Origin of the sequence: Mycobacterium vicinigordonae (genome assembly GCF_013466425.1) — a bacterium.
GTDB classification, from domain to species: domain Bacteria; phylum Actinomycetota; class Actinomycetes; order Mycobacteriales; family Mycobacteriaceae; genus Mycobacterium; species Mycobacterium vicinigordonae.
This window is the reverse complement of sequence record NZ_CP059165.1, coordinates 1744025-1770248: the sequence shown is the minus strand read 5'-3', so window position 1 is coordinate 1770248 and position 26224 is coordinate 1744025. Positions and strand designations below refer to the sequence as shown.

General features: G+C 64.2%; 30 protein-coding genes. 17 read left to right on the top strand and 13 right to left on the bottom strand.

Annotated features, from left to right (window positions below):
• Positions 1 to 19: 19 nt before the first annotated feature.
• Together H0P51_RS07930 and H0P51_RS07925 are read right to left on the bottom strand one after the other, a co-directional pair.
• Positions 20 to 1123, bottom strand: coding sequence for an NAD(P)H-dependent amine dehydrogenase family protein (locus H0P51_RS07930; RefSeq protein WP_180917409.1), 1104 nt, complete (start codon positions 1121 to 1123; stop codon positions 20 to 22).
• Between the two features lie 153 nt (positions 1124 to 1276).
• Positions 1277 to 2065 (bottom strand): TetR/AcrR family transcriptional regulator, encoded by a 789-nt coding sequence (locus H0P51_RS07925; protein ID WP_180917408.1) that lies wholly within the window; start codon positions 2063 to 2065, stop codon positions 1277 to 1279.
• 369 nt (positions 2066 to 2434) lie between these two features.
• Here H0P51_RS07925 and H0P51_RS07920 point away from each other — a divergent pair, with 369 nt between their 5' ends.
• Positions 2435 to 3514 (top strand): dihydrodipicolinate synthase, encoded by a 1080-nt coding sequence (locus H0P51_RS07920; RefSeq protein ID WP_180918815.1) that lies wholly within the window; start codon positions 2435 to 2437, stop codon positions 3512 to 3514.
• On the opposite strand, the gene H0P51_RS07915 is transcribed toward H0P51_RS07920, so the two are convergent.
• Positions 3485 to 4630, bottom strand: coding sequence for an ABC transporter substrate-binding protein (locus H0P51_RS07915; protein ID WP_180917407.1), 1146 nt, complete (start codon positions 4628 to 4630; stop codon positions 3485 to 3487). The genes H0P51_RS07920 and H0P51_RS07915 overlap by 30 nt on opposite strands.
• Positions 4631 to 4671: 41 nt before the next feature.
• On the opposite strand from H0P51_RS07915, the gene H0P51_RS07910 reads away from it, so the two are divergent.
• From H0P51_RS07910 to H0P51_RS07860, 12 genes are all read left to right on the top strand, one after another.
• Positions 4672 to 5304 carry a TetR/AcrR family transcriptional regulator gene (locus H0P51_RS07910; RefSeq protein ID WP_180917406.1) on the top strand — a complete coding sequence of 211 codons (633 nt, stop codon included), beginning with the start codon at positions 4672 to 4674 and terminating at the stop codon, positions 5302 to 5304.
• Between the two features lie 5 nt (positions 5305 to 5309).
• Complete coding sequence (locus tag H0P51_RS07905; protein ID WP_180917405.1) at positions 5310 to 6104, top strand: SDR family oxidoreductase; 795 nt, start codon at positions 5310 to 5312, stop codon at positions 6102 to 6104.
• Between the two features lie 136 nt (positions 6105 to 6240).
• Positions 6241 to 6861: a TetR/AcrR family transcriptional regulator gene (locus tag H0P51_RS07900; protein ID WP_180917404.1), complete on the top strand. Its 621-nt coding sequence runs from the start codon at positions 6241 to 6243 to the stop codon at positions 6859 to 6861.
• A 42-nt stretch (positions 6862 to 6903) separates the two neighbouring features.
• The gene (locus tag H0P51_RS07895; protein WP_180917403.1) at positions 6904 to 7632 is read left to right on the top strand and encodes a hypothetical protein; all 729 of its coding nucleotides are present in this window, start codon (positions 6904 to 6906) and stop codon (positions 7630 to 7632) included.
• Positions 7633 to 7829: 197 nt separating this feature from the next.
• Positions 7830 to 9332, top strand: coding sequence for a nitric oxide reductase activation protein NorD (locus H0P51_RS07890; protein ID WP_425489031.1), 1503 nt, complete (start codon positions 7830 to 7832; stop codon positions 9330 to 9332).
• Between the two features lie 23 nt (positions 9333 to 9355).
• On the top strand, positions 9356 to 10153 hold the full coding sequence (locus H0P51_RS07885; protein WP_180917401.1) for a CbbQ/NirQ/NorQ/GpvN family protein: 798 nt from the start codon (positions 9356 to 9358) through the stop codon (positions 10151 to 10153).
• Positions 10154 to 10177: 24 nt separating this feature from the next.
• Entirely contained in the window at positions 10178 to 10309 is a 132-nt protein-coding gene (locus H0P51_RS28855; protein ID WP_281373896.1) for a hypothetical protein, read from the top strand.
• A 92-nt stretch (positions 10310 to 10401) separates the two neighbouring features.
• Complete coding sequence (locus H0P51_RS07880; RefSeq protein WP_425489030.1) at positions 10402 to 11007, top strand: hypothetical protein; 606 nt, start codon at positions 10402 to 10404, stop codon at positions 11005 to 11007.
• 17 nt (positions 11008 to 11024) lie between these two features.
• Positions 11025 to 11444, top strand: a complete 420-nt coding sequence (locus tag H0P51_RS07875) for a hypothetical protein (protein WP_180917399.1) — start codon at positions 11025 to 11027, stop codon at positions 11442 to 11444.
• The gene (locus tag H0P51_RS07870) at positions 11441 to 12511 is read left to right on the top strand and encodes an NAD(P)H-dependent amine dehydrogenase family protein (RefSeq protein ID WP_180917398.1); all 1071 of its coding nucleotides are present in this window, start codon (positions 11441 to 11443) and stop codon (positions 12509 to 12511) included. Before H0P51_RS07875 ends, H0P51_RS07870 begins: the two co-directional genes overlap by 4 nt.
• Positions 12512 to 12619: 108 nt before the next feature.
• Complete coding sequence (locus H0P51_RS07865; RefSeq protein ID WP_180917397.1) at positions 12620 to 13186, top strand: hemerythrin domain-containing protein; 567 nt, start codon at positions 12620 to 12622, stop codon at positions 13184 to 13186.
• A 22-nt stretch (positions 13187 to 13208) separates the two neighbouring features.
• The gene (locus H0P51_RS07860) at positions 13209 to 14663 is read left to right on the top strand and encodes a protein adenylyltransferase SelO (RefSeq protein WP_180917396.1); all 1455 of its coding nucleotides are present in this window, start codon (positions 13209 to 13211) and stop codon (positions 14661 to 14663) included.
• Here the strand turns inward: H0P51_RS07860 and H0P51_RS07855 are convergent.
• On the bottom strand, positions 14639 to 14857 hold the full coding sequence (locus H0P51_RS07855; RefSeq protein WP_180917395.1) for a hypothetical protein: 219 nt from the start codon (positions 14855 to 14857) through the stop codon (positions 14639 to 14641). The genes H0P51_RS07860 and H0P51_RS07855 overlap by 25 nt on opposite strands.
• Before the next feature lie 47 nt (positions 14858 to 14904).
• Positions 14905 to 15834 (bottom strand): DUF808 domain-containing protein, encoded by a 930-nt coding sequence (locus tag H0P51_RS07850; RefSeq protein ID WP_180917394.1) that lies wholly within the window; start codon positions 15832 to 15834, stop codon positions 14905 to 14907.
• A 78-nt stretch (positions 15835 to 15912) separates the two neighbouring features.
• Between H0P51_RS07850 and H0P51_RS07845 the strand changes: the two genes are divergently transcribed.
• Complete coding sequence (locus H0P51_RS07845; RefSeq protein ID WP_180917393.1) at positions 15913 to 17016, top strand: phenylacetate--CoA ligase family protein; 1104 nt, start codon at positions 15913 to 15915, stop codon at positions 17014 to 17016.
• On the opposite strand, the gene H0P51_RS07840 is transcribed toward H0P51_RS07845, so the two are convergent.
• Positions 17006 to 17650 carry a TetR/AcrR family transcriptional regulator gene (locus H0P51_RS07840; RefSeq protein WP_180917392.1) on the bottom strand — a complete coding sequence of 215 codons (645 nt, stop codon included), beginning with the start codon at positions 17648 to 17650 and terminating at the stop codon, positions 17006 to 17008. The genes H0P51_RS07845 and H0P51_RS07840 overlap by 11 nt on opposite strands.
• A gap of 92 nt (positions 17651 to 17742) precedes the next feature.
• On the opposite strand from H0P51_RS07840, the gene H0P51_RS07835 reads away from it, so the two are divergent.
• Both H0P51_RS07835 and H0P51_RS07830 read left to right on the top strand, forming a co-directional pair.
• Positions 17743 to 18771 carry a Rieske 2Fe-2S domain-containing protein gene (locus H0P51_RS07835; protein ID WP_180917391.1) on the top strand — a complete coding sequence of 343 codons (1029 nt, stop codon included), beginning with the start codon at positions 17743 to 17745 and terminating at the stop codon, positions 18769 to 18771.
• 62 nt (positions 18772 to 18833) lie between these two features.
• The gene (locus H0P51_RS07830; protein WP_246398746.1) at positions 18834 to 19865 is read left to right on the top strand and encodes an NAD(P)H-dependent amine dehydrogenase family protein; all 1032 of its coding nucleotides are present in this window, start codon (positions 18834 to 18836) and stop codon (positions 19863 to 19865) included.
• A 23-nt stretch (positions 19866 to 19888) separates the two neighbouring features.
• Here H0P51_RS07830 and H0P51_RS07825 read toward each other — a convergent pair whose 3' ends face one another.
• From H0P51_RS07825 to H0P51_RS07805, 5 genes are all read right to left on the bottom strand, one after another.
• Positions 19889 to 20854 carry an LLM class F420-dependent oxidoreductase gene (locus H0P51_RS07825; protein ID WP_180917389.1) on the bottom strand — a complete coding sequence of 322 codons (966 nt, stop codon included), beginning with the start codon at positions 20852 to 20854 and terminating at the stop codon, positions 19889 to 19891.
• 14 nt (positions 20855 to 20868) lie between these two features.
• Positions 20869 to 21999, bottom strand: coding sequence for an acyl-CoA dehydrogenase family protein (locus tag H0P51_RS07820; protein WP_180917388.1), 1131 nt, complete (start codon positions 21997 to 21999; stop codon positions 20869 to 20871).
• 26 nt (positions 22000 to 22025) lie between these two features.
• Positions 22026 to 23048, bottom strand: a complete 1023-nt coding sequence (locus tag H0P51_RS07815; RefSeq protein WP_180917387.1) for a TIGR03617 family F420-dependent LLM class oxidoreductase — start codon at positions 23046 to 23048, stop codon at positions 22026 to 22028.
• 92 nt (positions 23049 to 23140) lie between these two features.
• On the bottom strand, positions 23141 to 23392 hold the full coding sequence (locus H0P51_RS07810; RefSeq protein WP_425488971.1) for a hypothetical protein: 252 nt from the start codon (positions 23390 to 23392) through the stop codon (positions 23141 to 23143).
• Between the two features lie 15 nt (positions 23393 to 23407).
• The gene (locus H0P51_RS07805; RefSeq protein ID WP_180917385.1) at positions 23408 to 24310 is read right to left on the bottom strand and encodes an oxygenase MpaB family protein; all 903 of its coding nucleotides are present in this window, start codon (positions 24308 to 24310) and stop codon (positions 23408 to 23410) included.
• Positions 24311 to 24449: 139 nt separating this feature from the next.
• Here H0P51_RS07805 and H0P51_RS07800 point away from each other — a divergent pair, with 139 nt between their 5' ends.
• The gene (locus H0P51_RS07800; RefSeq protein ID WP_180917384.1) at positions 24450 to 24674 is read left to right on the top strand and encodes a hypothetical protein; all 225 of its coding nucleotides are present in this window, start codon (positions 24450 to 24452) and stop codon (positions 24672 to 24674) included.
• Between the two features lie 6 nt (positions 24675 to 24680).
• Here H0P51_RS07800 and H0P51_RS07795 read toward each other — a convergent pair whose 3' ends face one another.
• Together H0P51_RS07795 and H0P51_RS07790 are read right to left on the bottom strand one after the other, a co-directional pair.
• A complete protein-coding gene (locus H0P51_RS07795; protein WP_180917383.1) occupies positions 24681 to 25592 on the bottom strand; it encodes a lytic transglycosylase domain-containing protein in 912 nt (303 codons plus the stop codon).
• A gap of 110 nt (positions 25593 to 25702) precedes the next feature.
• The gene (locus H0P51_RS07790; protein ID WP_246398463.1) at positions 25703 to 26191 is read right to left on the bottom strand and encodes an LppP/LprE family lipoprotein; all 489 of its coding nucleotides are present in this window, start codon (positions 26189 to 26191) and stop codon (positions 25703 to 25705) included.
• Between the last annotated feature and the right edge of the window lie 33 nt (positions 26192 to 26224).

Below are 26224 nucleotides of genomic sequence, written 5' to 3'. Positions count from 1 at the left end.
TCCCAGAGATCCGCGTCGCTCATGCCGGCGTCGCCGCGCTCGGCAGCACACCCTGCCAGGTCCCGCCCCGCATCGGACCGGTCACCAGGGGAAGATCCAGGGTCGACAACAATCCCGGTGGCGCGGCCATCACCGCCGGTATGGCGTTGAGTTCGCGCATCACGGTCGCATAGGTCAAGCCGCGCATATTGTTTCCCCGGCCATGCATCTCGATGTCGACGGTGTAGGTGGGCAGACCATCCACGATCACGCGGTATCCCCCGTGCGGTGACGGATGTCGCGGCCACTGGGGGGCGGAACCTTCGCCCATGCGGGTGATGTGTTCGAGCACGACGCGTTCTTCGCCGTCGCGGATGCCTGCCAGTTTGAACCGCATCCCGCCCATCGTCCCAGGCTCGACCCACCCCGACGCGACCTCGTAACGCTCTGGGGCAAGCCACTTCTCGATCGTCGTCTTAACCCGATCGAGCGGCAGCCCGACTCCGTCGGCGACCAGGTGGACGATAGGCGCCCACAGCGCGGCGAGTCGCTCCGCGTCGAACAGCGGCGCGGCGTGTGCGGGGAAGTGACCGAATCCCATGAAGTCGAACATGATCTCGGGCTGATTGATCGGCCCGTAGTCGAGGATCTCCAGCATGGTGATCTTGTCGACCCGACTGCTGAATCCCGTCATCGTCAGCGCGATGACATCGTTAGCCCAGCCCGGGTCGACGCCACTGTTGAAGAAGCTGGAGTTGCCCTCCCGGCAGGCCGCCTCCAGCAGTTCGACGGTCTGCTTATCCGCCGCCGGCGGGTAACACAACGGCACCAGGGAGGTGCACACCACGTGCTTGCCGGCACGCAGGCAGCGTGCGATGTCCTGTGCGGCCTCGTGGTAGCGATAGTCGCCCGACGCGAAATAGGCCACCACATCTGCATCGCCGCTCAGTGCGGCATCGACGTCGCGGGTGGCGAAGATGCCGGTCGCCGGCATTCCGCACAGGTCACCGGCGTCGCGTCCGTCCTTGGCTTCGGAGTGCACCACCACGCCGGACAGCTCCAGTCCTGGGTGAGCGATTAAGGCCCGCAGCGCACCGACCCCGACCTGCCCGGGGCCCCACAAAATTACTCGGGGCTTCCGCATCATCGGCAACTTCCGCTGTTCGCCCCCATGTTCACGCTCTCCGCCCCACTCCGCCGTCGACCATTTTGAGAACATACCTTCTCAGATATAGATAACACCATTGCCGGGGAGGGCGATAGAACTTGGACGGTCGGCCCAACCGGGCGATGCGGACTACCCCGTTAGCTTTCGCGCCCGTCGAGTCGACGTCGCGCGGGGCGCAGCTTTGCGTGTCGTCTTGGGTTTCGCAGCCGCCGCGGGCGGACTGATGGCCTGCTTGCACCAAGCCCACAGCTGGTCTTCGGTTAACTTGGATCCCTTGCCACCCAGATGAAAAACGCCGATCTGAGCCAGTGCCGTCAGAGTTGCGTTCAGCAGCGTGGTCAACTGCGCGGGTGTGAGATCGTCGCGCACCAGACCGGCCCGCGCGCAGGCGGTGATGATCTTGGTCAGCAGCTTCAGGTGTGGCTCCCAAACCTTGGCGAAGTCGGCGGGCCGCTCGATCTCCAGACTGAGGTTGTAGATCGTCATCACCCGACCACCCACCGCTTCCGAGGATTCAGCCCGGTAGAGGACGCCTCGGCAGAACGCCTCGAGCTGCTCCATCGGCCCGTCCGCGGCCGCGACTTCCTGTCTGATGTTCTCGGTGAACTGACTGGTGACGTTCTCGTACAGCGCCAGCATCAGTTCCTCTTTGCCGGCGAAATGTTGGTAGAACGCGCGCAGGCTCAGGTTCGACCGGTCGATGAGGGTCTGAATCGTAAAGTCGGCCTTGCCCGACTCCTCCACCAACTCCAGCGCTGTGGCGAGGAATCGCGAACTACGTGCGAGAGCTCGTGCTCTCGCGGTACTCAACCGCCGCTCGATGGTGCGCTCCTGCCAGGTGCTCGGCGACTCGACGGCGGGATCGATGATTTCCAAACCGGCGTCGGGTTCCTCGCCGGCACTCTTTTTTGCAGCCATGATGCCCATCAGAGTACGCGGCAAGTGACGATAGCTCGTGCGCTACCTACACGCACATGTTGAACACGAGTACCCGGGATCCGGGGATAAGGCGCCCTTCCGCTCGTGCGCAAGCCGACGAGACAGCGTGGAAATGGCCATTCTCGATTCTCGGGCTCAGCGTGCCGAACGCAAGCGTTCGCACGAGAGCGCGCAACGTCTTCGACCCGATACGGCATCGCGTCGCCGTGGACTCCCGGGCATGCCCGCCACCCCCGGCATCAACATCCACTCCGTAGGTTGCATACCGGCCTGATGTATGTTGGTCCGACCGGCAGCGAACCCAAACTCCAAAACACAACCTGGAGCATTCGATTGACCATTCGAGCTGTGCAGTGGGCGACGGGCGCGGTAGGACGCGCCGCACTGCGAGAACTCATCGAGAATCCCGATTTTGGATTGGTGGGCGTACTTGTCTACGACCCGGCGAAAGTGGGCCTGGATGCAGGCGCGTTGTGCGGCCTGCCTCCGACTACAGGTGTCACCGCCACGGCGGACAAGGATGCGATCATCGCGCTGGGAGCCGACGTCGTCGTACATGCCGCCAGCAAGGCTCACGACGTCGAGACCAACGCCGAGGACATCTGCCGCTTGCTTGCCACCGGCACCAACGTCGTGACGACCACGTCGTACAACCACCTGCCAACCTACGGTGCGCTCGTGGAGTCGGCATTCGTTGCGGCATGCCAAGAGGGCGCAACCCGATTCCACGCTGCCGGCGAGAATCCCGGTTTTATGTTGGAGCGACTCGTCGCGACCCTGACCGGGCTGAGCAAGAGCATCGACCGTATCGACTTGTACGAGGCCACCGACGTATCGGCGGTGCAGAGCCGGCCGATGTTGATCGACTTGATGGGCATGGGGCGCCCTCCAGCGGACGTCACGGTCGATTCCCCCATCATCAAGAAGCTCGACACGGCCTACCGCCAAGCACTCAACGCAACTGCCGACGTGCTGGGAATCGCCCTATCTCACATCGACGTGTCGGTGGACGCCACCACGCTTCCCCACGACCTCGAAGTTCAGGCGGGCACCATTGAGGCGGGAACCGTTGTTGGTCAGCGGTTCTCATGGACAGGGTACTGGTCGGGCCGACCGTTGCTAGCTATCCACGAGGAATGGGTGCTGACTCGCGACCTCCCGCAGTGGGGATTGCGGCCCTTGGCATCCGGAGAGAAGGCGCCGCTGATTCGTGCGGTTATCAAGGGCATGCCTAGCTTCGAGCTGCAACTCGACGTCGGGTTTGACGGGCAGCTGCCGACAGGGCAGCACGCCATGCCGGGCCATCTCATGATCGCCATGAGCGCGGTCCGCGCCATTCCCTACATGCTGGGTCGGCCCCCCGGAATCGTTACGGCACCCGTGTTCGGAGCCATTCAGCTAGCCGGGAGCGACACCGACCGCGCGTGAGATGTGCGCACTCGGCGCGGCGTGGAAGACATGCCCCGAACCGTCCGGCAATACCCGGCGGGCGATCAGGTAGTCGGAGCCCAACCAGCCTTGCCGGATGAAGCGGCCAAACCGCAGAAAGGTTCCCGGCGCACCGCTCGCCGCAGGAATCAGCTTGACCTGTTCGAGTCCCGTCTTGACCCCCTCGCCGGTCAACGGCCGCGCCGCGGCGAGGGCTCGCACGATGACGGTCGCCGCATCATGGGACAAACAGGGCATCGAGTTTTCCGGCCGCCGGCCGTATTTGGCCTCGAATCGATCCAGAAACGCCTGGCCGACCTCGTTGCGCTCGTCGTAGCTGTCCAGACCGATCCAGCCCGAAAGGTGGCGCATCCATTCGGCGTTGATGTGCGCCATCTCGAAGGCGGTGGTGGTGTATCGGGCCGGGTTCCAGCCGGCTCCGAGCAGAGCGTCGGTGAATCCCCACAGCCCGTGCCCGAAACCCACATGAACGACGGCGTCGGGGTCCGACGCCCGCAGCGCGGCCACCGCCGCAGCCTTGTCGGCCTGTATTTGTGGGATCGCGACAGTCGTGACGACCTTCAAACCTGCTGTGGCATAGACCTTTTCCGCAAAGGACAGATACTCTTTGCCGATCAGGGACGCCTCGTGGGCAATCGCGATCCGTGAGCGGCCGTCGCCGATCATCACCGCGGCCAGCATCACCGGCTCCTCGGCCATCGAGCCGTTGTTCAGCGCGAAACACCACTCGCCCAGCGCGCCTTCGGATCCCGACAGCGTGATGATCGGGACCTTGGCTGTCTCGTCGACGTGGGCCCGTAGCGGCACCACGTTGTCGGAGACCCACGGCCCGAATATGACTAGACACCCTTCCTCGACCAGCTCGTCGAAGGCACGTTCGACCGCCTGAAAGGTGCCATTGGGCAACCCGACGACGTTGCGCTCGATGAGCTCGACCCGCCGGTCGATCAGGTTGGACGCCAGCGCTTCCTCCATCACCAATTGCAAAGCGGCGACGGTGTTGTTTTCGGTGACCCCGCTGGTCGGGTAGTCGTTGAGCAATCCGACCTTCAATGGGGCGACCGACTCGTACGCGCGAACCACGTCGTCTGCCATACCTGGCAACATACAGTACGAATGTTGATAGGATCATCGCCATGGCTAAGCGAGGCGGGTCCGACGACGATCGTCGCGCGCGCGGCGACCGAACCCGGCGCGACCTCATCGACGCGGGCCGCGAACTATTCGTGACACCGGGCTACTTCAACACCAGCATCGGTGACCTAGTCGCAAAATCTGGCGTGGGCACCCGCGGCGCTTTCTACCACCATTTCAAGGACAAGGCCGAGCTGTTTCGAGCGGTCTTCGAAGAAGTGGAGAACGACCTCACCTTGCGTTCCATCGCCGCCCCGCCCGCCGGCGCGGACCTCTGGCAGCGGTTGAGCCGCGGACTGCACGGATTTCTCGACGCCGCACTGGAACCCGAAGTGCAGCGAGTGATGCTGCTCGACGGCCCGGTGGTGCTCGGCTGGCAGGCGCTGCGCGCCATACAGGAGAGCAACAGCATCGCACTGATCAACGAAAAGGTCCGGGAAGCGATCGCGGACGGCATCATCGACGATCAACCGGTCGGGGAGCTGACACACATGCTGGTCGCAGCGCTCGAGGAAGCCTCGCTGCTGGTGGCGCATGCCGATGATCCCGCTCGAGCACGCCGGCGTGCGGCCACGATACTCGATCGGCTGCTGCTGAGTTTTGCGGTGGACGACCGAAAAGTGCTGCGGCGGTGAATCGTATGTCGGGGAACAAAGAGCAGCCGCTGCGAGTCGCAGTCGTCGGCGCCTCCGCGGGCCTGGGCAGGTGTATCGGCATTGGGCTTGCTCAGCGAGGCGCCCGGGTCGCGTTGCTGGCCCGCCGGTACGAGCGGTTGCTCGTCGCTGCCCAAGACGCCGGCAATGGTGCGGTCGCCGTCGCCTGCGATGTCACCGTAGCCGAGGCCTGCGGGCAAGCGGTCTCGCGGGTGATCGACGAGTTGGGCGGCCTGGACGCCCTGGTCTACACCACCGGCATGGGTGTGCTTGCGCCCCTGGAGCAGGTTACGGCCGAACAGTGGGCGCTCTTGTTTGCCACCAACGTCACTGGCGCGTCGCTGATCACTGCGGCCGCGGCACCGCATCTGGCCGCGACGGGTGGCTCGGCGGTGTATCTGTCGTCCCTGAGCGCCTCGTACACGACGCCGTGGCCGATGCTCGGCTCCTATGCAGTGACCAAGAGCGCTCTCGACAAGCTGGTCGAGGCGTGGCGGATCGAGCACCCGGAAATTGGCTTCACCCGCCTCGCGGTGGGCGACAGCCTCGGCGGCAGCGGTGACTCGATGACCGAGTTCAACAAAAGCTGGGATCCCCAGGCACTGGAAACATCGATCAGATTCTGGATGGAGCACAAGTACATGCTGGGCGGCCTGGTCGATGCCGAACATCTGACGGACGTGGTCAACAACGTGATTCGTTGTGGCAAGAGTAGTTTCATCCCATATCTCACCCTGGCTCCGCGCTCTTCCAGCGCGGTCAAGGAATTGCGCAACTGGTGAACCGTCGTCGCCAGCGGCTTTCTAACTGACTCAAGTCATCGAATTTGAGGCTGCGGCGCACAGCCGTACCTAGCCTGGACAGCGGTGCCGCGCTACTGTTTGCAGTCACGTCCTACCGAGGAAGCAGAACGGAACGATGGCGGCAAACAGCAAGATCTCTGCACGCGAGACGAAGCGCCTGCAGACGCGAGAGCGACTGCTGGGAGCGGCAGTTGCCGAGTTCAAGCGGTCCGGTATGGCCGAAGCGGATGTCGGGGCGATCGTCGGTGCCGCCGGAGTTGCGCACGGCACCTTCTTTTTTCACTTTCCCACCAAAGAACACGTGCTCCTCGAGCTAGAGCACCGTGAAGAACAACGCATCGCCGGCCAGTTCACCCGGTTCCTGGAGACCGACCACGATCTCGCTGACGCCCTCACCGAGGCAGTGCGGTTGATCGCCGGACTGGAGCGCCGTTTGGGCGACGAGTTGTTCAAAGACTTTCTTGCGCTGCACTTCTCACAAACGCGTCCACCAGTAGAAGACGGCCGTGACCACCCGATCATCGTCGCGGTCGCCCGCGAGATCGAACAAGCACAAGAACGCGGAGACGTTGACCCAGACGTCACCCCGATGAACAGCGCAGTGTTCTTTCTGCTCGGTCTGTATGCGCTGCTGATTACGACGAACACCTGGCCGAACCGCGACGCGATGCTCGGCGACTACGTAACCAGAACCCTGTGCAGTCTGGTGGCTCGCGAGCGCAGAATATTGACCTGAGTCAGTTTCTGCGTTAGAACTGGCGGGTCGAGGGAGGCCAACTTGAATCTGCCTACGGTGAACTTCCGCCGTTCCGCCGGGGAGGCTCGCAGCACCCGGCACGGTCTGGGCCTGGACGAGCACGCGGACGAATCGCAGCTCGCGCAGCGACAGGCCGACAAGTGGCTGATCTCGGGGTCCCTGCTGATCGGCACTGCCGCGCTGGGCGTCTTCGGCTTGCCGCTATTCCTGCGCGGGGTCTGGCTGCTGCGACGCGCCCAGCGGGCTGGGTTGTCGGTGCGGCCGATGCTGGTCACCCTGCTGGGCTACCTAGTCATCATCGATGCCGCCATCAACACCGTCGGCTGGGCTCTGGACATGGTGGGCAACCACACCCTGCTCGGCCGAGTGTTGCTGGTGGGGTGGGGAAACATGTTCGATGCCGGATACTTCTGGCACTTCAACGAACTCTGGATCGGCGGCGCTGCAGGCCCCGGCGAGAAAGGCTGGGAAGTTGGGCTGATCTTCACCGTCTTCACCATGCGGATCGCAGCCGGCATCGGCTTTTTGCAGATGAAGCGGTGGGGCCATCAGTGGATGGTCGTCACCTGCTGGATGGGCGTGGTGATCTGGATCGGTTACGTGTTCAACATGACCATTTACGCCGACGTGCGCTTCGCCGGTGTGGTGCTCCCGGTGGTCGGCTGGTGGCTTTACGACATCTTCTACATCACCCCATTCCTGGCCATCCCCTACCTGCATACGGTCAACCGCGAGATCTTCTCCGACTGAGCACATCCAGGTTGGCCTGAAATCGTAATGAACTCTGTTGCCGGATAAGGAGGTCCAACATATGGACTTGGTTTGGGAACTACTGCGCTACGTCGCGGCCTGGGGTGGAACCGGGTTAATCATCTGGTTCTGGTATTGGATGTTCTCCAACATCGGAACGTTCTGATCGCGTGGCCGAGGCTACCAATTCGTCGGCGATGGCGCTCGAGCGCAGTTGCGCGCTGACCGCAGTCGTGCTCAGCGAGCGGCGCCGCGGTGGCGCGCGCTTGACGACAGGGGCCAAGCGTGGCTTTGGGGTGAGCCCGGCGCTGGACCTGGTACACGTCCCCTTCCCGGCGCTCGCCCGCGAATGGACGCGCCGCACGCTGACCTGCGGTGTGGCTCTGCAGTGCTCACCGTCCAAGGAACGCGTGGCTCATTACCGGTTGACCGATCTCTCCGATCGTGAGCACCGTGCCCTCACGCTCGTCGAGGCGGGCGTCGCTGTGGGCTGGATCGCATCGAGATGGCCCGGGCTGCTGCTGGAAATCAAAAGGCTGCTACCCGACTTACCGGTCGGCGACCCGGAATTGGACGCACCGTCGATGTTCGACCGTGCGATCGACATGGCACGCGCCGGAGCGCCGATCGCCGAATACCCGCTGCTGGGCGTGCTGCCGCGCACGAGTGGGCACGCCCGCGGACTGGCAAGTGTGATCAAACGATTCGGCAGGATGCCGTGGACCAGCACCCAACAACGGCGCCCGCGCCCCTACTCGGTGCCGGTGGGCGGTGACGGCGGCGTGCGCGACCCCAATCTGCCGCCGCCGAGCCGACCGGAGGACAACGACATCGACATCAGCCCGCAGCGTCGGCAAGGCATCCCGTACCCGGAGTGGAATGCCTGGACCAAGGCCTTCCTGACGAATCACGTTGCAGTTATCGAGATCCCACCGCAGACCCACCGTGCACACCCCGCACCGATCGCGGCGAATCTGCGGAAATGGTTCGAGGAGCCCACCCACCGCGCTATGACCAACCGCCTCGAAGTCGGGTCCGACATCGATGTCGACCAATACGTCAAGCATTACATCGACTCGACAAGTCAGCAGACCGCCGAACCGCGGATCTTCCGGGAGCTGGCACCGAGCGGCCGCGACGTGACCACCGCACTGCTGCTCGATGGCAGCTCGTCGCTGGGAGTGCACGGCGGCCGCGTCTTCCGACTGGAACTGCAATGCGCCGATGCCCTCTCGCGTGCGATGACCCTCGCCCGGGAACGCCACGGCATCTTCGTGTTCACCGGCAACACCCGCCATCGAGTGGAAGTGCACTGTCTCAAGGACTTTCGCGACGGTCGGTTTCTCGCCCCGAGCCGTCTCGGGCTGCGGACCGCTGGCTACACAAGGCTTGGCGCGCCGATACGACACCTGACGTCGCGGCTACTGGCACAACCTTCGGAGCGGCGGCTGCTGATCGTGATCGGCGACGGGTTGATGTCCGACGAGGGCTACGAAGGCCGCTACGCCTGGGCCGACGTGGCACACGCCGTCGAGGAAGCTCACGATGCAGGCGTTTCGGTGTACTACGTGGGGGTCGGACCAACGCGGGTCGACCCGCTGCCTGAGGTGTTCGGAGTACGCCGCTCCAGACGGATCAAATCTGTCGAAGAACTGCCGCGCGTGCTGGCCCACGTCCACCGAGAACTCGTCGCTGCGTGAAGAACTACAGCCCCGGGGGGAATATGACGGACATCTACATCGCTGGCGGCAGCGAGGTACAGCTGTTCGAACAGGCTCACCGCGAACATGTTCCGGTGATGCTCACCGGACCGACCGGATGCGGCAAAACGCGCTTCGTCGAGCACATGGGCGTGCTGCTAGGTCTACCCGTCGTCACCATCAGCTGCCACGACGACCTGACCAGCTCCGATCTGGTCGGTCGTTTTATGGTCACCGGGGGCGACGTGGTGTGGACCGATGGTCCGCTGACTCGAGCCGTCAAAGCCGGGGCGATTTGTTATCTCGATGAGGTGGTGGAGGCCAGGCATGACTCTCTGGCGATCCTGCACTCCCTCACCGACCACCGTCGCGCTCTCTACCTGGATCGCGCTGACGAGGTGGTGCATGCGCCGGATTCGTTCACGCTGGTGTGTTCCTACAACCCCGCCTACCGCAGTTCGCTGAAGGAACTGAAGCCGTCTTTCCGTCAACGCTTCGCCACCTTGGCGATCAATTATCTGCCCGCCGCTCGAGAGGCGGAGGTCATCGTCGCCGAGACAGCCGTCGAGATTGCCATCGCCCGGCGACTTGTCGTCTGCGCCAACGCTATTCGCAACGCCGACGACGTGTTCCACTTCGAGCCGCCATCTACCCGGGTGCTGGTCACGGCAGCGAAGCTCATCGCGGCCGGAGCATCCGAGATCGATGCAGCGCAGGCGTGCATACTCGCACCCCTCACTACCGATGGTGCCGTGAGCGACGGTCTGCGTGAAATCGCCGAGGCAACCCTGCTCGCATCCCAGAACTCCCCGCACCAGTAGAGACCGATAGAGAAAGGCGACGAGATGGTTGATCAACAAGAGCGCAAGCGCAAACGGGCACTCATCGTCTTCCAGGTTTTCATCTACGGGTATCTGCTGGTGATGTTCGGCATCCAGCTGTACATGTCGTTCGCCCGAGGCTGGTGGGATCTGTGAGCCTGCCTGCGCTGCATGGGCATTCGGCTACCTCCGGCCTCGAGCAGCATCACGACGCCTCCAGACAAGCCCAGCGGCGGGCCGACAGATGGATGATCGTCGGCGCCGGACTGATGGGGTGTTGGGCTCCCGGCCTGCTTGGATTTCCCATCTTCATGCGTGGAGTCTGGCTGCAACGCCAGGCGCTACGTGCGGGACTGTCAGTACGACCGATGATTGTCACGCTGATCGGCTATCTGGTCTTGATCGACGGCATGCTCAACAGCCTGGGCTGGGCGCTGGACCTGGTCGCCAACCACACCTTGATCAATCGGGTGCTGATGGTCGGCTGGGGCAACATGTTCGACGCCGGCTACTTCTGGCACTACAACGAACTGTGGGTGGGCGGCGCCGCCGCGCCCGGCGAAAAGGCTTATGTCGCGGGGTTGATCCTCACGGTGTTCTCGATGCGGGTCGCCGCGGCGATCGGCTTCCTGCAGATGAAGCGGTGGGGCCACCAGTGGATGGTGGTCACCTGCTGGATGGGCGTAGTGATCTGGATGGCCTATGTGTTCAACATGACCATGTACGCCGACGTGCGGTACGCCGGGGTCGTATTCCCCGTGATCGGCTGGTGGCTCTACGACATCTTCTACATCACCCCCTTCCTGGCGATCCCCTACCTGCACACCGTCAACCGCGAAATCTTCTCCGACTGACCCCAAGGAGCCCGATCATGACCACACCGACATCGGAAGACACCGTCGCCGAGGAACTTCCGCCAGGTACCACGCCCTACTACGCGCGCATGCATAAATGGATCAAGCGCGCGGTGCTGGTTTGCTTGGTGGCGCTGGTGCTCGAGGGTGCGTTCACACTGCCGTTCATGGCCGTCTACTACGGCTACCCGACGCTGAGCCTCACCGAGATTTGCAGCGAGTTGCTCAAAGTTCGGTACTCCAATGACACTCTGGAATGCAAATACCCCTACCCGCCGCTGGGTCCGCCGGAAGGAGTTGCCGGCAAGGGCACCGCGCGTGACGACTGGGGTATCCAGCCCGTCCCCCGCTACCACAGGCTGGGCTTCCGGGAACTCGTGCGGATTCACGACGAGAGAATCGCCCGCCAGCATGCTCAGCAGGCGCCGAAACCATGACGCAGCCGCTGCGGGTCATCCAGTGGGCTACCGGCAATGTCGGCCGCCACGCAGTCGCGGCCGTGCAGGAACACCCGGATCTGGAGCTGGTCGGCGCCCTGGTCTACAGCGACGACAAGGCCGGCAGGGACGTGGGCGAGATCTGCGGAATCGGTGAAATCGGCGTAGTCGCAACCAAAGACGTCGACGAGATCCTCGCCCTGGAGGCCGACTGCGTGCTGTACAACGCGATGGGCGAAGCGAATCCGACCGCTGCGGTCGAGGACATCTGCCGGCTGCTTGCGTCGGGCAAGAACGTGGTGTCAACGGCGGTAACCGCACTGATCTATCCGAAGAGTTGCGACGGACCGGTAGCCGAACAGCTTGAGGCCGCGTGCGCCGCGGGCAAGACGTCGTTTCACGGTACCGGCATCGAACCCGGTTGGGCCGCAGAGGTTTTACCACTGACCATGTCGGGTTTGTTTCGGCGGATCGATTCGCTGGTTGTGCAGGAGCTGATGGACTACTCCACCTACGACGTGGGGTTCGTGCTGTTCGACGTGATGGGCTTCGGCAAGCACCCGGACGAACCGGTGCCGATGACCGAGCCGGCAGTAGGGGCAATAGCTTTCAAGGCTCCACTGATGCTGTTGGCCGACGGCCTCGGCGCGTCCATCGACGAATTCGTCTATGAACGTCAGGTCGCGATCGCCGACGCACCGATCGAAGTGAAGGCTGGGCACATCGAGAAGGGCACCGTCGCGGCCCAGCGGTTCAGCTACACGGCGATCGTCGAGGGCCGACCGGCGCTGACCGTCGAGCACATTACCCGCCTAGGCGCCGAGGTGGCACCCGACTGGCCGACCGGACGCGGCTGGAAGGTCACCGTGGCAGGATCGCCGTCGATGATGCTGGAATCGCGGATCGCGATCCACGGCGAGGACGACACAGACCAGGGTTGCCTGGGTACCGCGATGCACGCGGTGCATGCGATTGCACCGGTGTGCGACGCACCGGCGGGCATCCGGACCTTCCTCGACCTGCCCAACATCGTGGGACGCGGAGTGCTTTCGAAACCAGTCCACTGATGGTCCCGATCGGCGTTCCGGATAGCGCGGTTTAGCAAATGCCCGCTCGGGTATGCGAACCAGAGCGCAGCCCGTTTTTTACGCATTTCCTGATTGGAGGTCACGCTGGTGGCCGAGATGATTGTTCAAACGCCCGATGAGGTAGTGGCGTTTCTCAAAGCCCAGCACGCACTGATCGAGGACATGTTCGACGACGTGCTGTTGGCGTCGGACACGCAGGCGCGCAGCATACCGTTCGTTGCGCTGCGCCAGCTGCTGGCTGTCCACGAAACCGCCGAGGAAATGCTGGTGCATCCGCGCGTGCGCCGCGAGTTCGACGACGGCGACGCGATCGTCGACGAGCTGCTGCACGAAGAGCACGACGCCAAGGAGCATCTGGCGAAGATCGAGAACCTCGAGATCACGTCGCAGAAGTTCGTGGACGAGCTGACCCAGCTGCGTGACTCGGTGCTGGCCCACGCCGAGCATGAAGAACTGGAGGAGTTCGCGAAATTGCAGCGCGACCTCGACATAAGCGAACAAAAGCGGATGGCCACGGCGGTGAAGGTTGCGGAGGCGATCGCGCCCACCCGCCCACACGCCGGGGTGGAATCGGCAAAGCTAAACTTCGCCGTCGGACCCTTCGCCGCGATGCTCGACCGCGCCCGCGACCTGATGCACCAAGCCCTTGGTTGAGTCGCTCCGTAGGCTCAGTGGCGTGAGCGTCGCACCGGGCCGCACCGTCGCCCTTCAGGATCGGTTCTTTCGCGAGCTTCCTGAATTGGCGGTTCCGTGGCAGGCCGAACTGCCGCCCGAGCCCAGCTTGCTGGTGCTCAACGAAACATTGGCGGCCGAACTCGGTCTCAGCGTCGACTGGCTGCGTGGTCCGGACGGGCTGCGTTTCCTGGCGGGCAACTTGATTCCCGACGGCGCCACACCGGTGGCCCAAGCCTATGCCGGGCACCAGTTCGGCGGGTATGTTCCGCAGCTGGGTGACGGCCGCGCCCTGCTGCTGGGCGAGCTGGTGGACGGGCAGCAACACCTTCGTGACATTCACCTCAAGGGTTCCGGGCGCACGCCGTTCGCGCGCGGCGGGGACGGCTTGGCCGCGACCGGGCCCATGTTGCGCGAATACATCGTCAGCGAGGGCATGCACGCGCTGGGTGTCCCGACGACGCGCTCCCTGGCCGTGTTGGCCACTGGGCGCCCGGTTGCCCGCGAATCGCTGCTACCGGGAGCGTTGCTGGTCCGTGTGGCTAGCAGTCACCTCCGAGTAGGAAGTTTCCAATACGCTTCGGCAACAGGCGATCTCGATCTGTTACGGCGTCTGGCCGACCACGCCATTGCCCGCCACCATCCCGATGCCGCCGACGCCGAGCGACCCTACCTCGCGCTGTTCGAAGACGTGGTCGCCGCCCAGGCGGCGCTGGTGGCTCAGTGGATGCTGGTCGGCTTCGTACACGGTGTGATGAACACGGACAACATGACGATCTCCGGTGAAACCATCGACTACGGGCCGTGCGCGTTCATGGAGGCTTACGACCCCGACACGGTTTTCAGCTCGATCGACGCATGGGGCCGCTACGCCTACTGCAATCAACCAACCATCGCCGCATGGAATCTGGCGCGATTTGCCGAGACCCTACTGCCGCTGATCGGCGACGATGTCGAGGAATCAGTGTCGTTGGTGGAGAACGCTTTTGATGGATTCCATGACTATCACGCCGCGTGGCGGTCGGGCATGTACGCCAAGCTCGGACTGACCGCCGACGCCGAAGACATGGCGCCGTTGCTCGACGAAATATTGTCGCTGCTGCAGGAGAGCCACGTCGACTACACCTCGTTCTTCGCCCGGTTGTCCGGATTGGCGCGCAGCGACACCGGGCCGGTGCGCGAACTGTTCGTCGACCCCGCTCTGTTCGACGACTGGGCCGTCCGATGGCGCGCAGTGAACCCCGACCCCGAATTGATGTCACGGGTCAACCCGATCTACATCCCGCGCAATCACCTGGTCGAGGAGGCGCTGGAAGCGGCTACCGCGGGAGACCTCGGTCCGCTGCACGGGTTACTCGATGCCGTCCGCGCCCCCTACACCGAGCGGGCCGGACTGGAACGCTATGCAAAGCCCGCCCCGGCGGATTTCGGAACCTACCGCACCTTCTGCGGCACCTGACCGTCGCGGGTAGCCGCGGTGATGCCTAGCGCGATCATGATGTCGGCATAGGTGACGAACATTCCAGCCCAGAACGCCCACTTCAGCTGCGGATCCGGTTGAGAGGCAAAGAACATGATCAAGAAGATAGGCCCGACGATGCCGCACACGAAGGTCATCGTCTGGATGACAACGTAGCGCCGGAAGGTGGACACCCTTACTACTCCCGTCCGTTCGACCATCGGAGCATAGCGAGAGTCACCTAGTCGCCGTGCCGGTTTCGACGGCGCCGGATCGAAGACAGCAGCTGCATGATTACCACGACGACGGCACCGACCAACGCGCCGACCACCGCCGAGATCCCGGTGTCGATCAACCAGGCCAGTACCCCGCTCACCGGTCGGTGCCGCACCCATTCCTGCGCACGGGCCACCAGAGCGTGCGGGGTGTGCCAGCCTAGGTGGTCACTGTTGGTGAGCAGGATGTGACCGCCCACCCAGAGCATCGCAATCGTCCCCACAACTGAAAGCGCCGAGAGCAGCCTCGGCATCCCGGCTACCAGAGCCCGACCGATCACCTCGCCCGGGCGAGAGCCGGTTCGGGTGAGACGCAGGCCGGCATCGTCCATCTTGACGATGCCGGCGACGACTCCATAAACCGCGGTGGTAATGACGAAGGCGACGATAACCAGGATCACCAGCCGAGGGACGAATGCGGACTCGGCGACCTCGTTGAGCGCGATCACCATGATTTCGGCGGACAGGATGAAGTCGGTCCGGATCGCACCGCTCACCACTTTGCGCTCGCTCTGCGGCTCGTCGGCCACCTGGCCGTGACCCCGCAGACTTCCCCAAATCTTCTCGGCGCCTTCATAACACAGATACGTGGCGCCCAGCATCAGGATGGGGCTGAGCATCCAGGGCGCGAATTGGCTGAGCAACATGGCGCCGGGAAGGATGAGCACCAGCTTGTTGCGCAGCGAGCCCAGGGCGATGCGCTTGATGATCGGCAACTCGCGCTCGGCGGCGATGCCTTCGACGAACTGCGGTGTAACTGCGGTGTCGTCGATGACCACACCGGCGGCCTTGGCCGTAGCGCGTCCCGCCGCCCCACCCACGTCATTGAGCGACGCTGCGGTCAGCCGCGCCAACAACGCGACATCATCGAGCAGGCCGAAGAGGCCCGCGCTCATCGCGTCTTCCCCATGGCGTTGCAGACTACCGTCGCTGGGCCCATCATGCTGGAAGAGCAACGCCGCGGCCTGCGGACATTGCTGTCGCGCGCCGTCGAGTACTCGCCGTTTCATCGGAGCCGGCTGAGCGGCATCGACCTCACCGGCATCGACCCGACCGACCTTTCGCCGCTGCCGGTAATGACCAAAGCAGAGATGATGAACGCGCTCGACGAGGTCTTCACGGATCGCCGCCTGTGCCGCCGTGACGTCGAAAAGGCGATTGCTACAACAAAATACCGGCCTGTCCCGATTCTGAATGACTTCATCGCACTGGCCAGCGGCGGTTGCTCGGGACAGCGCGGCCTGTTCGTCTACGATCGCGCAGCGACTGCCAGCTTCCTCTCCGCCATTGCCCGCCCTCCGGTGGAAGCGATCCTCGCACCAACGGCGCCGGTCCGTCCCCCACGCATCGCGATGGTTGCCGCGCCATCGGCCGTGCACGCCACAGGCTTACTCACGCCGCTAACCGAAGGCCCCGACGCCTCCGCCCATCCCGAACTAGTACCCGCGACAAGACGAATGAACGAAGTGGTCGACCGGCTGAACACACTGCAGCCCGAAGTACTGGGAGGATACGCGATTTTTGACAGCTTCGGTTCAACCGAGGGACTCTTCGGAAAGACCGGCCCCGATGATGAGGTGTTCGCATTCAACACCGACATGTGCATCGTCGAACTCGTCGACGCCAACAACCGACCCGTGGCACCCGGGGCACCCTCAGCCAAGGTTCTGGTTACCAACCTCTACAACCTTGTCCAACCGCTGATCCGCTATGAGCTCACCGACATCTTCACGCGCCAACCAGATGCGGCCGAACACGGCCATCTGCGGGCTCGGGTACAGGGACGCAGCGATGAGGTGCTGCGGTACCAGGACATCACCAGCCATCCCATCGCCATCCGTTCCGTGATGGCCACAACACCTGAAGTAGTCGACTATCAGGTACATCAGACCGATTGCGGAATAGATGTTTTCGCGGTATTCGATGGCCATATGGCACGGGAAGACCTGGCCGGACGGCTGCGCCGGGCGCTAACTGACGCCGGACTGGGCCAACCCTGCGTGAAGATTCATGCAGTGGATCGGGTCGATCGGCATCCGCTGAGCGGCAAATTGCGGCGCTTCGTCCCTATCGCGTAATGCCTTCGTCGACAGTGGATTCCGCGAGGTAGGCGGCGATCGCATTGGTCAAACCGCGGCGGGCCTCGTCCAGATCCGCATAGCTGCCCAGCTGCCGCTCGGACACCAAGCCCCGCATCGCGCCGGGGATCAGCGTGGCTATCTCGCGCACCCGCTGCGGGTCGACCTGCAGGTCAGCAAAGGCTTTCTGGCACGTCGCATGCCATCCCTGCCCCCAGGAGCGCAGTTCGGCCGCGGTGCGAGGGTAGAGCCGATCCAGCTCGCTGGGCTCGCGCGGCAACGCAGCCCGCAAATTTTCGATCGCTCGGGAGTCCGGCGCGTTCAGGCCCCGGTACAAAGTGTCGATGATCTGCGCGACCCGCGCCCGCAACGGCGCCCCGGAGTCGGGTTGGGTGAACACATTGGCCCGCCGTTCGGCGGTGTGGTGCAGCACCGCCGCCCAAAACCCGTCGGCGTCGCCGAACTGGTATTGCACGGTGCCCCAGGTAACCCCGATCTGCTTGGCGATGCGGTTGGCCGACACCGCGCCTGGATCGCCGGACGCCAGCGCCGTCACCGCCGCCCGCAACATGGCCTCTCGGGTGGCCACACCTCGCTTGTTGGATCTGCGACCCGCGCTGTCCGCCACCGCCATCTTTGCATCCTAACGTCGAGCCTATAGTTTCGTTGACACCTTTATGATTTTTTCCTAGAGTTTTCCAGTGACGGATCGGGAGGACTGCGGGTATGGCCAAGCCGCCTTTGTCGATGAAACCAACTGGGTGGTTCCAGGTTGCGTGGTCTGACGAGATCGGCATCGGCGACGTCCACACGATGAAGTACTTCGACCAGGAGATGGTCGCCTGGCGCGCCGACTCGGGACAGCTCACCGTCATGAACGCCTATTGTGAGCACCTCGGCGCACACCTGGGGTACGGCGGCAAGGTGATCGGCGAAGTGCTGCAGTGCCCCTTCCACGGCTGGCAGTGGAACCAGCAGGGACGTAACGTGTGCATCCCGTACCAGGACCGGCCGAACCGCGGGCGCCGGATACGCGCCTACCCCGTCGTGGAGCGCAACGAGTCGGTCTACATCTGGCACGACATCGAAGGCCGCGCACCGTTTTTCGATGCACCCGACGTCTTCGCGAGCTTCGAGGACGGTAGCGGGCCCGCCGACTACTACCCGCAGCAGCGTCTATTCCGGCAGAACCTCGAGATGCACCCGCAGTACGTGCTGGAGAACGGCGTCGACTTCGCCCATTTCAAATACGTCCACAACACACCAATCGTGCCGATCTTCACCCGGCACGACTTCGACGACGCGGTGTCTTATGTCGATTTCACCATCACCTTCGAAGGTGACGACCAGCAGAGCATCCACGACGTCAAGAGCGGCGTGGAGGCCATCAACGGCGGCCTGGGCATCGCGGTCACCAAGAGTTGGGGGATGATCGACAACCGCACGATCTCGGCGATCACGCCCGTCGACGAACGCACCTCCGATGTCCGGTTCATGGTCTACATCGGTCGGGTCCCGGGCCGTCCCGTGGGCCAGGCCGAACGCGACGAGGCCAAAGCCCGCTCGTTCGGTGAAGAAGTGATCCGGCAGTTCGCCCAGGACATACACATCTGGGCCCACCAGCGCTACTCCGACCCACCCGCCCTCGCAACCGCGGAATACGAAGGATTCACCGCAATCCGCAACTGGGCCAAAAGGTTCTACCCCGACGGCAAGGGCGGCTCCGCCGCCGAACTGGCTGCCGCCAACTCCTAGTGAAAGGCCACCGGACGTTGATCAAGGTTTTCCAAGTTGCCACCGGCAATGTCGGTTCGGAGATGATCAAACGAATCGCCACCCAGCCGGATCTCGAACTCATTGGCGTGCACTGTTATTCACCGGACAAGATCGGCCGCGACGTCGGTGAGCTGGTCGGCGTTGGGGCCAACGGCGTCAAGGCCACCGGCACGAGCGAAGAGATCATTGCCGCCAAACCCGATGTGCTGACCTTCCACGGCGTCTTCCCCGACGAAGACCTCTACGTGAAAGTCCTTGAGGCCGGGATCAATATCGTCACCACCGCCGACTGGATCACCGGATGGCATCGGGACCGCAACCACCCGCATCGCTCCGGCAAACCGGTCACCCAACTGCTGGCCGAAGCCTGCGAGAAGGGCGGCTCGACCTTCTACGGGACGGGTATGAACCCGGGCGTCAACCAGATCCTGGGCGTGGTGTGTTCTGCGGACGTCGCCGAGATCGAGAACGTCACCACCATCGAGTCGGTCGACGTGTCCTGCCACCACTCCAAGGACACCTGGATCGAGGTGGGTTACGGCCTACCGGTGGACGATCCGTCGATCCCGTCGAAGCTGGAGAAGTACACCCGCGTCTTCGCTGACAGCGTGCTCATGATGGCCGACTGCTTCGACATCGAACTCGACGAGGTGAAGTTCAGCTACGAACTAGGCGCCTGCACCAAAGACGTCGACCTGGGCTGGTACACGCTGCCCAAAGGGTCACTCGGCGGCAACTACATCAAATACCAGGGCATGGTCAACGGTGTGCCCAGGGTCGAGACACATCTGGAATGGCAGATGACCCCGCACACCGATCCGAGCTGGGACATCAAGGGCTGCTACATCACTCAGATCAAGGGCGACCCCTGCATCTACAACAAACACATGATCTTCCCGAAGCCGGGTGTCGACTTGTCCAACCCGGACAACTTCGCCTCGATCGGCATGACCGTGACCGGACTGCCCGCACTGAACTCCATCAGGTCGGTCGTCGCCGCCCCGCCCGGCCTGATCACCAGTGCCGACCTGCCGCTGCGCGCGTTTGCGGGCCGCCTCAAGATCGGCACGTGATGACCCATCGCGCGTAGCCGCCCTCAGATGAGCGGTGCCAGAGCTCGCAGCGTTGCCCTAGCTCCGGGATCTTCCGCGGTGGCCGGAACAAGCGCAACACAGTCGGCACCGGACTGCGCGTACACACCCAGCCGTTCCCTAATCCGCTCCGGGGAACCCAAGGCCCCCACCGCGTCCGGCAGCTCGACGGGTACGGCGGCCGCCAGTTCGCGACGCGCCCCGCCAGCCCTTGCTTTCGCGACGAGATCGCCGAAACCCAAGGCGCTGAACATCTCCCCGTACCCGGGCGGGGCCAGGTACACCGCCAATTGTCCGGCCAGCTGCGCGCGTGCGTCGGCACCCGGGTCCAGCGCAACCGGCACCCAGACGGTCAGACGAGGTGCGGCGGCACCAGGTGGCACGGCCTCGTCGATCGCTGCCCTGACCTGCGCGACGCGGCGCGGCGACGCCAGGTTGAGCACCACCTCGTCGGCGTACTGCGCCGCCAGCGCAATCATGGCGGGACCGAAAGCGCCCACCGCGATTCGCGCTTCGGGAATGGGTTCGCGCAGGCGGAAGCCATGGCTGCCGACATGCCGACCGCTGTAGTGCACGCGGTCGCCGGCCAGCATCGGGCGCAGGCATTCGATGGTTTCGCGCATGACGGCCACGTGCTGAGTCCAGTCCCGGTTGTGCCAGCCGGCAACGATCATCGGGCTGGACGCTCCCAGCGCGAGGTGAACCGAGCAGCCGGTCAGCGAAGCAACCGAACTGGCGCCCAGCGCCAACGTCACCGGCCCGCGCACACCGACGGCCAGCGGTCCGATGTTCAGCGTCAGATTGGGTGCGCGCAGTCCGATCGCGGTCGCGAGGGCGAACGCGTCGTAGGTGGCCATCTCGCCGATCCATAACGCGCCGAAACCGTTGTCGGACGCCGCTTGTGCCACATCGAGCGCTTCCTGGTCGGGTCGGTCAAGCCAGAACGGCAAAACAACCTCGACGACAGTCATGGCAGCGCAACCGGTCATAACATCGACGTGTCGGCCTGTTGGCCGAGCAGGATACGCCCGGGAAGCTCGCGAGCCGCTTCGTTGACCTGAAAGTGCGCGGTAGCGGTGAAGGCGTCGCGGAACCGTCGTTGCAGCGGCGAAGTGTCGTAAATCGCTGTTCCGCCTGCCATCTCGTACATGCTGCGCACCACGTCGGCGGCGGTCCGGGTGGCATGGGTGGCCGCCAAGCGCAACCGGTTGCGCAGCGGGACCGGCACCGGGCCACTCCCCTGGCTGGCCTGCCACGCCTCCTCGATCGCCTGGTAGTACAGCAGGCGCGCCGCGCTCAGAGCGGCGTCGGCCGTCGCGACGGCAACCTGGGACGCGGGACGCTGGGCCAGGGTGCGGGTGGACCCGAGGCCCTTTTTCTCATCGGCCAGCTCGACGAGATCGTCAATAGCCGCGCGGGCATTCCCGAGCGCGGCGGCACCAATCGACAAAGCGAAAAACCCGAACACCGGGAAGCGATACAGCGGCCGGTCGAGCACCGGTCCGTCGAACAGGGACAGGACCCGGTCGGCCGGCACAAAGACGTCGTCGGCGACGGTGTCGTGGCTGCCGGTGCCGCGCAGCCCCAGTGTGTGCCAGGTGTCGAGGACCTGCAGATCCGCCTTGGGCAACGCGACGACCGAAGGGGCGGTCTGCCCGTCGACGATGCATCCAGCGAACATGATGTCGGCGTGGGTGATACCGCTGCAGAACGGCCAGCGGCCGGTCACCCGTACGCCCCCGTCGACCGACGTCGCGGTGCCCCGCGGCGCCCATACTCCTGCGGCGACACCCCGGCCGCCGCCAAACAATTCGTCGCGCGTGCTATCCGGCAGATAGGCGACCAGCAGCGCGCTGGTGACCGCAATGGACACACACCAGCCGGTGGCCGCGTCACCGCGGGCGATCGCCTCGGCGCATCGCAGTGCCACCCCGGGTGAGAGTTCTGCGGCGTCTACTTCGCGCGGCATGGTGGCCCGCAGCAGCCCCGCCTCGTTCAACTGCGCTGTCAATTGGGACGGGAGCCGGCGCTCGCGGTCGATCTCGGGCGCCATCTCGCGGGCCGACAGCGCGATCTTTTCGGCGAGCATCTCGATCTCGGTGTCGTGGCGGGTCATCGGCGGCTCCGGGTTGGGCGGTTCCCTCAAGCTAGCACCCGGCCAGCGTGCAACTCGCCGACCAGGTCGGCGAGGTCCTGCGCGCTGGGCCGGTAGCCCGGGAAGTAACAACAGACGTCAGAAGCCATTGCGCCGAAACGCTTCTCGATCGCAACGGCGCATTCGGCCGGACTGCCGGCGATCCCGATGGTGCGCACCATCTCGTCGGTGATCAACGCACGCATTGCTGCGTAATCACCCGTCTTGGACAGCGCGTTCAGCCGCGGTTGCAGCTCACCCCAACCCTCTACGTCGAGCACCGGCCGGTAGTTGGGCGTCGAACCGTAGAAGGCGATCAGCGTCGAGACGCCGTCGATAGCGGCAGCCAGTTCGGCATCGGTGCTGCCGACAGCGACCATCGCCTGCGCGATCACCTGCAGGTCAGCCGCGGCGCGCCCGGAATTCTGCAGGCCTTCGGCGAGTGCGGGCAAAGTCCGCTGCGCCAGGTGTCGCGCGCTGTTAAACGGCATCATCAGCAGTCCGTCGGCTACTTCGGCCGCCTTACGGGTCATCACCGGCCCGAGCGCGCCCATCAGCACCGGCGGCGGACCGTAAGGGTTGGGGCCCGGGTTGAAGTTCGGCGGCATCAAGGTGTGGGTGTAGAACTCGCCGCGAAACTTCAGCGGCGCCTGCCCCTCCCAGGTGGCGAAAATCGCCTTGACCGCCGCCACGGTCTCGGCCATCCGGGCCGCGGGCTTGCCCCAAGGGCTGCCGTACCGCTTCACGATATGCGCCCGGATCTGCGATCCCAAACCGAGCCGGAAACGGCCCCGACTGTAGACCTGTAGGTCGTACGCGGAATGGGCGAGATGGACCGGGCTGCGCGGGCCCGCGATCGCCACATTGGTCATCAACTCCAGGTCGGTCTCCCCGGCCGCGACCACAAGTGGAAAGAACACGTCATGCGGGCCCTCGAAAGTGAACAGCCCGTCGGCTCCGGCCTCGGCGATCTGCCGGGCGCTGTCACGAACTCTGTCCGGGGCTCCCTCGACTTGCAGATGTACTTTCATCTCCGCCTCAGCACGTCGCCTTCCGTGATCGTTGCCGACGTAGCCTATGCCAAGGGGCCGTGCATACCAGGTAACGCCCTTGATGCTGCGATTCAGGATGCCGGGCAGGCGGCCGCGATCTGCAGCGAAGCAGGCCACAGCACCGTCACCAACCCGAACGCGCCGATGTCAGCGCCCGCCGGCGTCACCCTGGCCAGTCGCGACTCGATCTGTTCGACCTGCGTGGGATGCCATGCGGCCCATCCCAACCCGATGACCAGATAAGGCAGCGCCAGCCAGAGCGCCACTTCGATCAGCGCGGAAAGGCTGACCTGGTAGCTCAGTATCCGACGGAGTCGATCCATGGCTTCCTGCGCCATTCAGATCAACGGACGGTTCCGCCGCACCCGGTGGCGGACATCTGCAAGCAAGACCTGACTTCCGCCCTGCCGGACGAACAGCGGCAGGAAGCGGTTGACGAAAGCCACCAGCAGGAACAGCCATTCGAAGCGCCGCTGCTTGGCGGGACTCCAGGACAGCCCGAGCGCGTCACGGAACACCGGGGCGAGGAATCCCGCCGTGAGAAACTTCAACAGCCGGTGAAAAGGGAACCGCAGCAACGGGTTGATCATTCGCAGATCGATCAGATCGCGCAGATAGCCGCCGACCACGTCGTCGATGTGCACCTGCGCGCAGGCGCCGATCCAATAGTCGTCGAAAGATCTCCGGGTCGGCGGCCACTGCTCCTCGCGTACCTGCAAGGTGGTGCCCAGCGTCCAGGCGGATCGGTAGAACTGTTCGGACTGTTCAGTATTCATCGGTCCGCGCAGCAACTGGTAAGTGTCTTCGAGCCCCACGAAAAGGCACGCGGCTACCCACATCTGGAGGCTGGGATCAAACGCGTTGTAACGGAGTGGACTGTCCGGGGTGGACTTGACCTGTCGGTGTGCGCCGTCGACGGCGGCACGGAACGCGGCTCGGTCCTGCTCGGATCCGAAGACCGCGACCGCCAGATACTGAAAGGTGGTGCGTGCGCGTTTCCACGGATGCTTGAGCAGGTTGCCGGAATCCACCTTCGACTCCACCACGCCGTATCCCACCTGGGGCCACGACAACTGCATGATCACGTTCGCGGCGCCGGCAGCGAACGCCCAGAAGTCCATCGCTTCGCGGACGTCCACCGGCGCATCGGTCCAGCGAGCCGTTTGCCGTCTAGCGCGGATGCGCGTGTCTGCGATAGTCAGAGGGCCCCGCCCGACGGCAGGTTCAGGCGAAACAGTCATTGACTACACCCCCGCTGGACAGCACTTCGGACTGATCAAACGTATCGCTGCCCTAGGCTGGTGGGCAACGAGATGCGGAACTATCATTAACATAAATGCTAGCCGACGCAGATCAGGACGTTGTGTACAGATGCCGACCATGCTGAGCAGACTTCGCAATCTACTCGACTACAAATTGACCATCGCCGAACTGATTGGCCTCGCCATCATGCTCGGTATCCCGTACTTCATCGTGGGGCTGATTTGGTCGTCGACGCACACCGAGCACCTGCACCAGATGCACGGAGCCGACCTGGTTGTCTCCTTCCTGGGTTCGATCGTGTCGTGGCCGGTGTTGCTGTTCTCCAACGTCTGCATGACCTGAAGGCGACTACTGCGGGTGGGACGCTAGGTATTCGGCGGCGGGGATCCGTTCGGATGCAACGTATCCCACAGGCAGTAACACGTCACCCGACGTGGTCAGATAGTAGACATCCCAGCGGTGGTAGGCGGCGAAGGCGGCCGGGTCTGCGGCGATCGCCGCAGCGTAGTCGTCGACCGCTCCGACGTAGTTGTTGGAGTGGTTGTAGCTGAAGATCGCGCGGTCATGGTTGCCGGCGAAACCGTTGGCCGCCAGCATTCGGCCGGCCGCCATGACGCTGTCGCGCGGCGAATGGATATCTCCGCCGTCACCGTAGGAGGCGAACGTCGAGGGCAGGAACTGCATGGGCCCCTGCGCCCCGGCGGTGCTGGTGCCGGAGATGCGGCCGAAGGCGGTTTCGACCATGTTGATCGCCGCCAGGTAGTTCCAGTTGACGCCGGTGGCAGCCTCCGCAGCGCGGTAATAGCCGAGTAGTTCGTCGGCCGGTGCTGGTGGGTCGATGCGCCAAGCGGGCAGGGTCGGTTTGGCTTCACCGGCGTTCAGGGCCTGCAGATGGTGCCGGGCGTCGACGTTGAGGTCGTAGATTCCGGTGAGCGAGGCCGGGATGACCGGCCGGACCGTCGACTCCCACTCGGGGTGGCGCCCGATGGCACGGTAGGCTGCCTGCTCGCGTAGCGCCGCCGCCTGCAGCGCCCCCTCCGACGACGACGGGTCACGCAACGTCTGCTCGTCGGCAACCAGGTCGCGGGCCAGCAGCGCGGGGTCCGCGGCCAGAGCGGGCGCCGCGGGCAGCGTAGTCGCGGCGGATTCCGGCTGGGATATCAGTGCCAGCCCGGCGATTGCCACGAATAGCATTGCGCCGCAACGCATCACACCAAGTCGCAGTTTCGCGCTCGGATGCTCCTGGTGACGAACGTACATATTATTGACCTCAGCGCTGCGGGCGGGCGCGCGCCGACGCGGTCGGCGCGCGTGCATTCATTCCACCCAACATCTTGTCCGGAGCGAACCGAATGTCCAAGCGGCGGGTCTCACCAGGTCGGTAGCGGGTCCAGCGCGACAGCTTGATTGCCCTGCCACTGGAACCGCACCGTGGTGGTGGGCCCCGGGCACGCGGTGCAGACGTTGCTGCCGTCTTTGTAGTCCAGGGCGACGGTGTTGTCGGTGGTCTTGGCCGTGTTGAGGGACGTGAACGGGTACGCCTTCGAAGTGGCGACTCCGGCGAAGGCACCCCTGTGGAAGAGCAGCGCTAGGTCCGGTGAACTGCCGGTGGCTCCGGTGACGGTGATGATGACCGTCGACAGTGTGGAGCACGGGTTGTAATTGCTGCTCGGATCGAAGCTGTGTGGTTTGGCATCCCACGGGGCATTGTTCGGCAGGGCCGGCAGCGTCTTGATGGCCGCCGCGATCTCGGGCGCAGCAAGGTTGACCCCACAGGTCGGGTCGGCCTTTGCGGGCGCGACCAGTGGATTCAGCAGGCAGCCGGCGACGAGCATCGCCAAGATCACTTTCCGTAGCAAGAATGCCTCCCCTGTCGGCTGCATTCATGGTGG